Below are 11,339 nucleotides of genomic sequence, written 5' to 3' on the forward strand. Positions count from 1 at the left end.
CCGCGTGCCGCCCTGGAGGGCTGCGCATGATGCAATGGCCCTTTGGCAAGGAGCGCAGGGACAGCGCCATGCTGACCCAGACCGCGCCGCTGCAGCTGCAGCGCGCGGACCAGCTGGCTCGGCTGGGCGACGAGGCCTTCGACCTGCTGGTCATCGGCGGCGGCATCACCGGCGCCTACGCGGCGCTGGACGCCAGCCTGCGCGGCCTGCGCGTGGCCCTGGTGGAGAAGGACGACTTCGCCTCGGGCACCTCGTCCAAGTCCTCCAAGATGGTGCACGGCGGCCTGCGCTACATCGAGCAGGGCAACCTGGGACTGGTGCGGCACTCGCTGCTGGAGCGCCAGCGCCTGCGCCGCAATGCGCGCCACCTGGTGCAGCGCCTGCCCTTCCTGTTTCCCGTGATGGAGCGCGACGGCGTCTTCGACGCCCGCCTGGCCAAGGCCTTCGGCAGCCTGCTGTGGACCTACGACCTGGCCGGCGGCTGGCGCGAAGGCATCCTGCACCGCAAGCTCGGCAAGGCCGAGGTGCTGTCGCACTGCCCGACCTTCCGCGAAGAGCAGCTCCTGGGCGGCTACATGTACTTCGACGCGCGCGTGGACGATGCGCGGCTCACGCTGGCCGTGGCGCGCACGGCGGCCTTCCATGGCGCGGCCGTGCTCAACCATGCCCGGGCCACCGCCATCACGCGCAACGCCCACGGCGGCGTGGACGGCGCCATCGTCCAGGCCGATGGCCGCGAGATCACGGTGCGCGCGCGCAGCGTGGTCATGGCCACGGGCGTCTGGCTGCGCGACTGGGATGGCCGCAGGCCCGACCAGCAGGCGCAGCTGCACGTGCGCCCCGCCAAGGGCGTGCACGTGGCCATTCCCTGGCTGCGCATACGCAACGACTGCACCGTCACCATCCCCGTGCCGGGCCGCAGCCGGCGCGCCACCATCACGCGCTGGGGCGATGTCTCCTACCTGGGCACCACCGACGAGGACTATGCGGGCAGCCTGGACGATGTGCACTGCACGCGCGCCGAGCTGGACTTCCTGCTCGAAGGCGCGCGATCGGCGCTCAAGGTGGACCTGTCGCCCGAGGACGTGGTCGGCTCCATCGCCGGCTGCCGCCCCCTGGTCGGCCCGCCCGGCGGCAAGACCGTGGAGATGAAGCGCAACCACGAGATCCATGTGGCAGCCGACGGCCTGGTCACCATCGTCGGCGGCAAGCTCACCACCTCGCGCCACATGGCCGAGCAGACCGTGGACGCCGTGGAGAAACTGCTGGGCCGGCGCACGCACTGCACCACCGCCTCCGCCTTCCTGCTGGGCGCGGCCGGCTACGACGCCCAGGCCATCACGGCCACGGGCGGACTGTCGGCCCACCTGGGCGAGCGCTACGGCACGGAAGCGCGCTTCGTCAGCGACATCCTCGACGCGCATCCCGCGCTGGCCCGGCCCATCGTCGAGGGACTGCCCCACACCGAGGCCGAAGTCCTCTACGCCGCGCGCCACGAAATGGCGCGCACGGTGGAAGACGTGCTCTCGCGCCGCATGCGCGCACGCCTCATGGCGCGCGATGCATCGGCCCGCGCCGCAGCGCGCGTGGGCGACATCCTGGCCCAGGAACTGGGGCTGGCACCTGCGCAGATAGCGCAGCAGATCCACGACTACCGCCGCGCCATGGAGCGCGAGAAACAGATTTTGATGGGAGACATCCAATGCTGAGCAAAGACGCAATCGCCCGCGGCTACAACCGCCGCAACTACGTGGTGGGCGCCCCCACGACCCCGGGCTGGGCGGCGCAGGCCGCACCCGCAGCCGACCGCCCTGCCTCCGAAGGTCCTGCCTGCGGCCTGCAGCACGAACCCGTGGCCGTGTCCGAGGCCGTGCTCGCCGCGCTGCGCGCCGCCTGCGACCGCGTGCAGACCGAGCGCGCCGACATCGTTGCCGGCACGCGCGACTGGTGGGCCCGCACCATGGTGGCCGAGACCTCGGGCCACCCGGCCACGCCGCAGGCCGTCATCGCCCATGCATCCACCGTGGAGCAGGTGCAGGCCGTGATGCGCATTGCCGACGCGCACGCCATTCCCGTCACCGTCTCGGCCGGGCGCAGCAACGTCACGGGCGCGGCCCTGCCCCTGCGCGGCGGCATCGTGCTGGACCTGTGCGAACTCAATCGCTTCATCGCCATGGACGAGCAAAGCCAGATCGTCGAGGTCGAGGCCGGCATGTTCGGCGACGTGTTCGAGGAAACCATCCAGCGCCGCCACGGCATGACCATGGGCCACTGGCCCTCGTCCTTCGGCATCAGCACCGTGGGCGGCTGGGTGGCCTGCCGGGGCGCGGGCCAGCTGTCCACGCGCTACGGAAAGATCGAGGACATGGTCCACGGCATGGACGTGGTGCTGGCCGATGGCCGCCTCGTCACCGTGGGCGGCTATGCGCGCGCGGCCATCGGGCCGGACCTGCAGCAGCTGTTCATCGGCTCGGAAGGCACGCTGGGCGTGATCGTGCGCATCCGCTTCAAGCTGCACCGCCTTCCCGACCACGGCCGCGCCATCGCCTATGGCTTTGCCAGCTTTGCCCAGGGCCTGGAAGCCTGCCGCCAGATCCTGCAGCAAGGCGCCAACCCCGCCGCGCTGCGGCTGTACGACGCGCTGGAAAGCGGCGTGCAATTCGGCCGCAGCGACCTCAACGTGCTGCTGATCGCCGACGAAGGCGCGCCCGAGATCGTCGATGCCGTCATGGCCATCTGCGAACGTGTGTGCGCACCCTTGGGTGAACGGCTGGACGGCGCCGCCACCCTGGAGCGCTGGCTGGACACGCGCTACCTGACCGGCAAGAGCGCCGAGGGCTTCAAGAAAGGCCCGGGCTTCGTCGCCGACACGCTGGAGATGTGCGGTCCCTGGAAAGACCTGCCGGCCATCTACGAGGAAGTGGTCGCCGCCCTGCAGGCCATCCCCGGCACCCTGGCCGGCTCGGCCCACCAGTCGCATGCCTATGTGGATGGCGCCTGCCTGTACTTTTCGCTGCGCGGCGAGGTGGCCGTGGACCAGCGCGCCCAGTGGTACCGCGCGGCCTGGGACGCGGCCAACGCCGTGCTGCTGCGCCACGGCGCCACGCTCAGCCACCACCACGGCGTGGGCCTGCTGCGCGCGCCCTACATGCGGCAGTCGCTGGGCCCGGCCTTTGCGCTGCTGGAGGCCACCAAGCGCATGCTGGACCCCAAGAACCTGCTCAATCCCGGCAAGCTGGGGCTGGACCTCTGACATGGGCCGCCCGGACAACTCCCTGGGCGCGCGGCTGGCGCGCCGCCCCGTCATCGCCACCTTGTACGGGGCCGAGCAGATGGACGCGCTGCTGGCCAGCCAGGCCGAAGTCGCCATCGTCGCCAACATCGAACTGCGCCGCCTGCGCTCGGTGATCTCCACCATCACCGGGGCGGGCAAGATCGCCATCGTCAATATCGACAGCTGCGACGGCATCTCGCCCGACAAGGGCGGCGTGGACTACCTTGTGGACCTGGGCGCCAGCAGCCTGCTGTCCACGCGCGTGGCCACCATCCAGCGCGCCAACAAGGCCGGGCTGCTGACCATGCAAAAAGTCTTCGTCACCGACCGCTCCACCTGGCCGCGCAGCATCAAGGCCGTGGAGCAGAGCGACCCCAACCTCGTGCAGATCATGCCCGCCCCCATGCTGGCCCATATCACCGAGGCCGAGCGCCGCATCCTGCCGCCCCTGGTGGCCTCGGGCTTCGTCTGCAGCCAGGAGCAGGTCCAGCAGGCGCTGGCCGGTGGTGCGATTGCGGTATCTACCAGCGACAGTGGGCTGTGGTGAGGTGGGCCCTAGGCCGTGCGCGACGCGGCCGGCCCGCGCGCCTCCACCCAGCGGAACAGCGGCGCCACCAGCAGCAGCACGGCGATCAGCCGGCAGACCTGGAAGGCCGTGACCACGGGCACGCCCAGCTGCAGCACCTTGGCGGTGATGGCCATCTCGGTGATGCCGCCCGGCGAGGTGCCCAGCAGCAGCGTGACCCAGGGCAGGTCCACGGCCAGGTGCAGCAGCCAGGCAAAGCCCGCGCAGATCGCCATGAGCCCCACGGTGCCCACGGCCACGGAGCCCAGCCAGCGCGGCGCGGTGTGCAGGAATTCGCGCTTGAAGCGCACGCCCAGGCTGATGCCGATCACCAGCTGCGCCGCATTGACCAGGGCCTGAGGCACGGCCGACAGTTCCTGGCCGCACATGGTCAGCAGCATGGACACCAGCAGCGCTCCCAGGAACCAGGGGTTGGCGCGCCTGAGCCGGTCCATGGCCCAGGCGCCCAGGCCCGTGAGCACGGCCAGCAGCGCCAGCCCCGGCCATTCGACGATGCGGATGCTGGGCGGCGTCAGCCCCTCCAGCCCGTGCAGGCCACTCCACTGCAGCGCGAACGGAATGCTCACGGTGACGATGACCAGGCGCAGGCTGTGGCTGGCCGCCACCAGGTCGGTGCGCGCGTTCTCGCGCTCGGCCAGCAGCGTCATTTCAGAGGCCGCACCAATGGCGCCAGCGAAATAGGTGGTGGCGCGCATCTCGCCCGCCGGTATCTGCGGCATGCGCGGCGCATGCACGCGGTACAGCCAGGCGCCGAAGCCCCAGCCCAGCAGCAGCGCCCAGACAATGGCCACGGCAATCGCCCACCACAGCCCCGCGATCAACTGCACCACGGCCGGCGTGAAGTACAGGCCCAGCGAGGCGCCGATGATCCACTGCCCGCCGTTGCGCAGCCGGCCCGAACTGGCCGTGGGCGCGCCCAGGATGGAGGCCAGCGAGGTGGCGATCAGCGGCCCCAGCATCCAGGGCAGCGGCGTGCGCAGCCACAGGCACAGCTGGGCGGCGGCAAGGGCGCCCAGCAGGGTCAGTGCGATGCGAAGCAGGAAAATGGGGCGGCGCTCGGGCATGGCAGGCGAGGCAGGGGCAGGTCCAAAGCCTGCGAGTATCGCCGCGCCGGCTCCCGCGCGCTGCCGGCGGCGCTATCTCCGTGACAGGTCAGCGCCCCGCCGCACCGCCATCTCGCGGCCCATGGCCGCCTGCGCTGCCTCTGGCAGCATGCCGCGCGCCTGCGGGTAGGCCAGCCGCTCTTCATTCTCGACATGGCTGGCATAGCAGGCCGCGAAGCGTTCGAACACCGCCTCGTCAGCCGCGCCAAAGCCCTGGCAACGGTCCTCGGCCATGTCCAGCAGCGGCTGGCGCGCCAGCGCCCAGTCGGCGCTCATCAGGCCATGCTCGTGCTGCAGGCGCTGCACCAGGGCCACGGTCTGCGCATCGCCCTGCTCCAGCAGCGGCGGGAAGACATGCAGCTCTTCGTCCTCATGGTGCAGCGGCGCCGCCTGGTCGAAGTAGCGCAGGATGTCGCGCGCCGCCTGGCGTGCGCTGTCGTCGCAACCTTTGGTCTGGAGATGCACGCGCAGCCGGTCCAGCAGCGCCAGCATGCGCAGCACGCGCTCGTGGCAGGCTTCGAGCATCTCGAAGGGCTGGTCGAAGCCCGTGCCGGGCGCGCGCCAGCCGGGCACGGCATCGCCCTGCGGGCGTGGGGCCACGGCAACTTTCACCCGCAACTCCCCAGATGGCCGCAGGCCGTGCAGTACTCGCAGCCGTCCTTCCGGATCACGGCATGGGCGCCGCATTCCTCGCATTTGCGGCCGGCCATGACCATGGGGTCGGTGGCCAGGGCCTCGGGCTCGGGCAGCGGCGATGGGGCGGGCGGCGCGCCGCTGCCGCGCCGGGCCAGGATGTTCTGCACCGCATAGGCGATGGCGGCCACCTCGGAGTCGTGCCACATGGGCACGCGTGTGCCGTCGTCGCGCTGGTGGGTGCCCAGGCGCACGGGGCCCCGGTCCCAGGCCACCTTGCGCATGTCGCTGAGGGCGCGCTCCAGGAAGCCGCCGCGCGCGGCCAGTGACAGCAGGCGCATGCTGGAGGTCACCCACTGCTGGGATTCGCCGCTCTGGCCCACGGGCATGAAGAATTCGATGGCGCGGTCCACCGTGCGGCCATCGGGCAGGACCACGGGCAGGAAGGAGACGACCAGGTACAGGCGCTTGGGGCCTTGCTGGGTCCAGTACTCGATCTTCTCGGCCACGGCGTCCAGCGCGCCCTGCGGGCGGCTTTCTATCACGGTGCGCAGCGGGTCGGGTGCGGAAGCCGCCGCTCCCGCCGGCGCGGGGGAGGCCGGCTGTTCAGCAGATTCGGGCGCATGGGTCTCGAGCACGGCGCCCAGGATGGTGTTGGGCCGGTAGGTGGCCAGGCCCTTGAGACCTGCCTTCCAGGCCTGGCGGTACAGGTCCTTGAAGTCCTCGTAGGGGTAGTCGGCCGCCACGTTGACGGTCTTGGAGATCGCCGTGTCCACGAAGGGCTGCACGGCCTGCATCATGGCGATGTGGCCGGCCGCAGGCATCTGCAGCGCGCTGACGAAGTACTCGGGCAGCTGCTGCACGTCGCCCCCCAGCGAGCGGTACAGGCGCCAGGCATGGTCCTCGACCGCGTACTCGGCGCTGCCGCCATCGGCCGTGCGTTTCTTGCGCTTGTAGGTCCAGGAGAACGGCGGCTCTATACCGTTGGAGGCGTTGTCGGCAAAGGCCAGGCTGACCGTGCCCGTAGGCGCGATGGACAGCAGGTGGCTGTTGCGTATGCCGTGCGTGCGTATGCGCTGGCGCAGCGCATCGGGCAGGCGGCTGGCGAAGGTGCCTTCGGCCAGGTAGCCATCGGCGTCGAACTTGGGGAAGGCCCCCTTCTCGCGCGCCAGCTCCACCGAGGCGCCATAGGCCGCATCGCGCATGCGCTCGGCAATGCGCGCGGCCATGGCCCGGCCCTCGGGCGCGTCGTAGCGCAGGCGCAGCATGGCCAGCGCATTGCCCATGCCGGTGAAGCCCACGCCGATGCGCCGCTTGGCCTCGCTTTCCTCGCGCTGCTGCGGCAGCGGCCACCAGGTCAGCTCCAGCACGTTGTCCAGCGCACGCACCTGCACGCCCACGGCGCGCTCGAAGGCCTCGAAGTCGAACGCAGGCTCGCCCGCGAAGCCGAACGGATGGCGCACGAAGCGCGTGAGGATGACGGGGCCGAGGTCGCAGCAGCCGTAGGAGGGAAGCGGCTGTTCGCCGCAAGGATTCGTCGCCGCGATCTCCTCGCAGTAGCGCAGGTTGTTGTCGTCGTTGATGTGGTCCAGAAAGAGGATGCCGGGCTCGGCGAAGTCGTAGGCCGAGCGCATGATGGTGTCCCACAGCGTGCGGGCGGGCAGGGTCTGGTAGACCCACTGGCCGTCGGTGCGCTGGTGGGCACCCTGCTCCAGCAGGGCGGTGCCGGGGCGGGCGCGGTGCACCAGGTGCCAAGGCTGGTCTTCGGCCACGGCCTGCATGAAGGCGTCGCTGACGCCGACCGAGACGTTGAAGTTGTTCCAGCGGCCCGGCGTGCGCTTGGCGGTGATGAATTCGAGCACGTCGGGGTGGTCGATGCGCAGCACGCCCATCTGGGCGCCGCGCCGCGCGCCCGCGCTTTCCACGGTGGCGCAGGACTGGTCGAAGACGTTGATGTAGCTGCACGGGCCCGAGGCCAGCGAGGCGGTGGCGCGCACCTCGGCGCCACGCGGGCGGATGCGCGAGAAGTCGTAGCCCACGCCGCCGCCGCGGCGCATGGTTTCGGCGGCTTCGCGCAGGGCTTCGTAGATGCCGGGGTAGCCGCCGTCGTCCACGCCCTGGATGCAGTCGCCCACGGGCTGCACGAAGCAGTTGATCAGCGTGGCCTGCAGGTCGGTGCCGGCCGCGCTCATGATGCGCCCCGCGCCTATGGCGCCGGCCTGCAGGTTGGCCAGGAACAGGGCCTCGCATTCGGCGCGGCGCGCCTCGGGCTCGACCGAGGCCAGGGCGCGGGCCACGCGGGCGTAGAGCTCACCCACACCGGTCTCGCCGTCCTTGAGGTATTTCTCGCGCAGCACATCGAGGCTGATGGGCTGCAGATCCGCCGCGTCCTGCGCGCGGCCCAGGTTTTCGCGATGCATTGGCATGGCTCCCGTGTTGACTTGCCTGCCGCCGTCCCTGGCACTTGCTCGGGCCTCAGTCGACAAGCACTTGTCCATCATGCTCCACGTAGGGCGGGTACGGCCCGGTGCCGCTGTGCGGAGCTTGAGATGCCGCAACAAAGCGGCCGGTCTGGACATCGAAGACATGGACTTCGCCGTCTTCGATGACATAGTGCCATCCGTGCAGGCTGAGCTGCCCGGCCTCTACCCGCGATCGCACCATGGGATAGTCCATCAGCCGTTCGAGCTGCAGCACGACGGCGCGCTGCTCGGTGCGGCGCAGCGCCTCGGGGCCGGCCTGCACGGGCAGCACGGCCTCGCGGCCCAGGTCCAGCCAGCGCTGCAGGTTGCGCGCCTCGGGCGAGACTTCTCCATACAGGGCCTTGATGGCTCCGCAGTGGCTGTGGCCGCAGACCACGATGCGGCTGACCTGCAGGTTGAGCACGGCGAATTCGATGGCCGCCGCCGTGCCGTGGTGGCCGTGCGATCCGTCGTACGGCGGCACGAAGGCGCCCACGTTGCGCACCAGGAACAGCTCGCCCGGCGGCGCCCCCGTGAGCAGGTAGGGCACGAGGCGCGAGTCCGAGCAGCCGATGAACAGCGTAGTGGGATGTCAGGGCCTGCCCGCCCTCATCTGGGGTCGCGAAGCTGCATGCCAGCGTGCCAATCAAGGCGCGCGACGCCGTGCGTGTGTCCACACGCACAAGGAGTGCAACGCGGAGTGGCGCGCTGGCATGCAGCTTCCCTTCGGGTTGCCCCGCTCCAGGGCCGTCTGCGGCGTTGCCCGCGCTTGCAAGGCACATGCCTTGCGGCGCACGTGCGCCTTGCATACGACCCTGGAGCGGGGCAACGCGATCCCCAGATGAGGGCGGGCAGGCCCTCGCCTCTTCGACCAGGGTGCGGAACTGCGCGCGGTACTGCGGGAAGGCGTGCTCGTGGAAGCGCCGCAGGCGCAGCAGCAGTTCGTCGTCGGGCATGGGCACTGCGCCTTTGCCCGGCTATTGCACCAGCGGCGAGTCGGCCGCAGCGATGCGCACGCCCACCACTTCGGACTGGCCGGCCAGCAGCTGCAGGTACTGGTGGAGCGCGCTCACCCAGGTCTGCTGGTGCAGGGCCTGGGCGACGGCCGGGCGCGCCTGCTGCCAGTCGGGCAGAACGCCCGCCTCGCGCGCGCAGACCTCGACCACGTGCAGGCCGAAGCGGCTGTGCACCAGGCGCGGCAGCACGCCGATTTCCTGGGAGGCAAAGACATCGCGCGCGAATTCGGGCGCGCAATCGCTGCGGCCCAGCCAGCCCAGTTCGCCGCCATGTTGGCCGCTGGGGCAGTTGGACCATTGGCGCGCGGCCTCGGCAAAGCGCAGGCCGGCGTCGTCGGCGCAGCGCAGCTCGATCAGCAGGGCCTCGGCCCGCTGGGTGAGGGCGCGCACGTCCACGCCGGGCGTGACGGCAAACAGCACGTGGCGCAGGCGCACGCGCTCGCCCTGGGCGAAGCGCGCGGGGTTGGCATCGAAGTGGCGGCGGCAGGCGTCCTCGCCGGGCTCGGGCAGGTGCAGCGATCGCTCCAGCAGCTGCTCTATGGCCTGGGAGGCGCGCTCGCTGATGACGCCGTCGTCGCCGGCCGCATCATCGGCGCCCAGCAGGCCTTCGCGCTGGGCCGCCTGGCGCAGCAGCTCGGTGCAGGCGCGCTGGCGCAGTTCGCGCTCGGGCGGGCGCTGTCCGGGTGCGTGCAGCGGCGTGGCGTTGATGCGGGCCACCTCGGCACCGGCCTCGCCCACGGGCTGGAAGGCCGGCACTTCGGGAATCGCCGGGAGATCCCCCATCGGGGCAGAAGAAGTAGAAGAAGAAGGGGTTGAAGACGCGCAGCCGCAGTGGCCGCCGCCCGATCCGTTGCATCCATGTTCCATGTCGATCTCCTCAATGGCCGGGCTTGGCGTCACGGCGTGCCGACGATGCGGGCAGGCCCAGGCGGCGCGAGCGCACCAGCTGGTAGGGACGCAGCAGGTAGACCAGGGTGCCGAAGCCGCTCCAGACGTGGACCAGGCGCGTGAAGGGGAAGACCAGGAAGATGCTCATGCCCAGGAACATGTGGGCCTTGAACACCCAGCCGGCCTCGGCCAGCAGTTCGGCCGCGCCGCCACGGAAGGTGACGATGCGCTGCGCCCATTCGGCCAGGGCCATCATCATGGAGCCGTCCATGTGCTTTGCCGACAGCGGAATGGTGGCCAGGCCCAGCAGCAGCTGCAGCCACAGCAGCCAGAGGATGGCGATGTCGCTGAACCTGGAGTGGGCGCGGATGCGCACGTCCGACAGCCGGCGGTGCAGCAAGATGGTGAGGCCGATGAAGCCCAGCGTGCCCGCGATGCCGCCGCTGACCATGGCCAGCAGCTGCTTGGCGCCTGCGGCCATGAAGGGCTCGTAGACGAAGTGCGGCGTGAGCATGCCCACGGTGTGGCCGAAGAACAGGAACAGCACGCCGATGTGGAACAGGTTGCTGCCCCAGCGCAGGCTGCCGCTGCGCAGCAGCTGCGAGGAGTCGCTCTTCCAGGTGTACTGGTCACGGTCGAAGCGCAGCCAGCTGCCGATGAAGAACACGGCCAGGCAGATGTAGGGGTAGAGGCCGAAGAGCAGGTGGTCTATCCAGGAGGGGGTCATGTCAGGCTCCTTTGGCGGGGTCCTTGGGCTTGGGGCGCCGCCGTGCGGCGCACGAAATGCACGGGCTGCTCGGCGCCGGGGCGCGATTGGCCCTGGCTGCTGCAGCCGTCGAAGGCGGCGGGTTCGGCCCAGGCCTCGTCCATGGCGGGCTCGGGGCGGATTTCCACGCGTTCGGCCCTGTGGCCGGTGATCTCCAGCACGGCCGCGATCACGCTGGCGTAGGGGCTGTCGCGCCGCGCCAGCGCCGTGAACAGGGCGTTGAGGATGTGGGCCATTTCGCCCAGGAATTCACGGGCGATGGCCGGCGGCTGGGTGGAGGCGAACTCCAGCACCACGGCCAGGTGGTCGGGCAGTTCGTCGGCCTCGAAGGCCAGGCCCGCGCGCTCGTAGGTCTGCTGCAGGTCGATCAGCGCCGGGCCCCGGTCGGCCGAGTCGCCGTGCACATGCTCGAACAGGTGCAGCGAGGTCTGGTGGCCCCGGTCGAAGGTGTCCACGTAGCGGGCCTCGGCCTCGAAGGGGTCCATGGCCTGCAGCTGCTCGGCCAGCTGCTGCAACTCGCGCAGCCGCGCCGGCGCCACGGATTGCTCCAGGCGCAGGGCGTCGATCAGGCCCGGCAGCAGGGCGCGCAGCTCGGCGCCCGGGTAGCCGAT

9 protein-coding genes and 1 pseudogene are annotated in these 11,339 nt (G+C 70.7%); 3 read left to right on the forward strand and 7 right to left on the reverse strand.

Annotated features, from left to right (window positions below; genetic code table 11):
* The first annotated feature begins 26 nt into the window (after positions 1 to 26).
* From L995_RS06505 to L995_RS06515, 3 genes are read left to right on the forward strand one after another with little or no spacing between them, the layout of a single operon-like run.
* Complete coding sequence (locus L995_RS06505; RefSeq protein WP_047470356.1) at positions 27 to 1,709, forward strand: glycerol-3-phosphate dehydrogenase/oxidase; 1,683 nt, start codon at positions 27 to 29, stop codon at positions 1,707 to 1,709.
* Positions 1,703 to 3,253: an FAD-binding oxidoreductase gene (locus L995_RS06510; RefSeq protein ID WP_047470359.1), complete on the forward strand. Its 1,551-nt coding sequence runs from the start codon at positions 1,703 to 1,705 to the stop codon at positions 3,251 to 3,253. The genes L995_RS06505 and L995_RS06510 overlap by 7 nt, the downstream gene beginning before the upstream one ends.
* A gap of 1 nt (position 3,254) precedes the next feature.
* Positions 3,255 to 3,821 carry a glycerol-3-phosphate responsive antiterminator gene (locus tag L995_RS06515; protein WP_012203049.1) on the forward strand — a complete coding sequence of 189 codons (567 nt, stop codon included), beginning with the start codon at positions 3,255 to 3,257 and terminating at the stop codon, positions 3,819 to 3,821.
* Between the two features lie 8 nt (positions 3,822 to 3,829).
* Here L995_RS06515 and L995_RS06520 read toward each other — a convergent pair whose 3' ends face one another.
* The 7 genes and pseudogenes from L995_RS06520 to narJ all read right to left on the reverse strand — a co-directional run.
* Positions 3,830 to 4,924: an AbrB family transcriptional regulator gene (locus L995_RS06520; RefSeq protein ID WP_046239402.1), complete on the reverse strand. Its 1,095-nt coding sequence runs from the start codon at positions 4,922 to 4,924 to the stop codon at positions 3,830 to 3,832.
* A gap of 72 nt (positions 4,925 to 4,996) precedes the next feature.
* Positions 4,997 to 5,575 carry a hemerythrin domain-containing protein gene (locus L995_RS06525; protein WP_052195763.1) on the reverse strand — a complete coding sequence of 193 codons (579 nt, stop codon included), beginning with the start codon at positions 5,573 to 5,575 and terminating at the stop codon, positions 4,997 to 4,999.
* A complete protein-coding gene (locus L995_RS06530) occupies positions 5,572 to 8,016 on the reverse strand; it encodes an adenosylcobalamin-dependent ribonucleoside-diphosphate reductase (RefSeq protein ID WP_047470362.1) in 2,445 nt (814 codons plus the stop codon). The genes L995_RS06525 and L995_RS06530 overlap by 4 nt, the downstream gene beginning before the upstream one ends.
* 55 nt (positions 8,017 to 8,071) lie before the next feature.
* Positions 8,072 to 8,650: pseudogene (locus tag L995_RS06535) on the reverse strand (carbonic anhydrase); the annotation flags it as partial.
* A gap of 385 nt (positions 8,651 to 9,035) precedes the next feature.
* Positions 9,036 to 9,857 (reverse strand): peptidylprolyl isomerase, encoded by an 822-nt coding sequence (locus L995_RS06540; RefSeq protein ID WP_047470365.1) that lies wholly within the window; start codon positions 9,855 to 9,857, stop codon positions 9,036 to 9,038.
* A gap of 94 nt (positions 9,858 to 9,951) precedes the next feature.
* Positions 9,952 to 10,689 (reverse strand): respiratory nitrate reductase subunit gamma, encoded by a 738-nt coding sequence (narI, locus tag L995_RS06545; protein WP_012203043.1) that lies wholly within the window; start codon positions 10,687 to 10,689, stop codon positions 9,952 to 9,954.
* Positions 10,686 to 11,339, reverse strand: a 654-nt coding sequence (gene narJ, locus L995_RS06550; RefSeq protein ID WP_082001504.1) for a nitrate reductase molybdenum cofactor assembly chaperone, incomplete at its 5' end; no start/stop codon positions are given. The genes narI and narJ, both read right to left, overlap by 4 nt.

The sequence above is a fragment of the Delftia sp. ZNC0008 genome, from assembly GCF_000799035.1.
Lineage (GTDB): Bacteria > Pseudomonadota > Gammaproteobacteria > Burkholderiales > Burkholderiaceae_C > Comamonas > Comamonas tsuruhatensis.

Coding starts and splice junctions, on each gene's coding strand:
- L995_RS06505 (WP_047470356.1), top strand. CDS start 27: ATGATGCAATGGCCCTTTGGCAAGGAGCGCAGGGACAGCGCCATGCTG.
- L995_RS06510 (WP_047470359.1), top strand. CDS start 1,703: ATGCTGAGCAAAGACGCAATCGCCCGCGGCTACAACCGCCGCAACTAC.
- L995_RS06515 (WP_012203049.1), top strand. CDS start 3,255: ATGGGCCGCCCGGACAACTCCCTGGGCGCGCGGCTGGCGCGCCGCCCC.
- L995_RS06520 (WP_046239402.1), bottom strand. CDS start 4,924: ATGCCCGAGCGCCGCCCCATTTTCCTGCTTCGCATCGCACTGACCCTG.
- L995_RS06530 (WP_047470362.1), bottom strand. CDS start 8,016: ATGCATCGCGAAAACCTGGGCCGCGCGCAGGACGCGGCGGATCTGCAG.
- L995_RS06540 (WP_047470365.1), bottom strand. CDS start 9,857: ATGGGGGATCTCCCGGCGATTCCCGAAGTGCCGGCCTTCCAGCCCGTG.
- narI (WP_012203043.1), bottom strand. CDS start 10,689: ATGACCCCCTCCTGGATAGACCACCTGCTCTTCGGCCTCTACCCCTAC.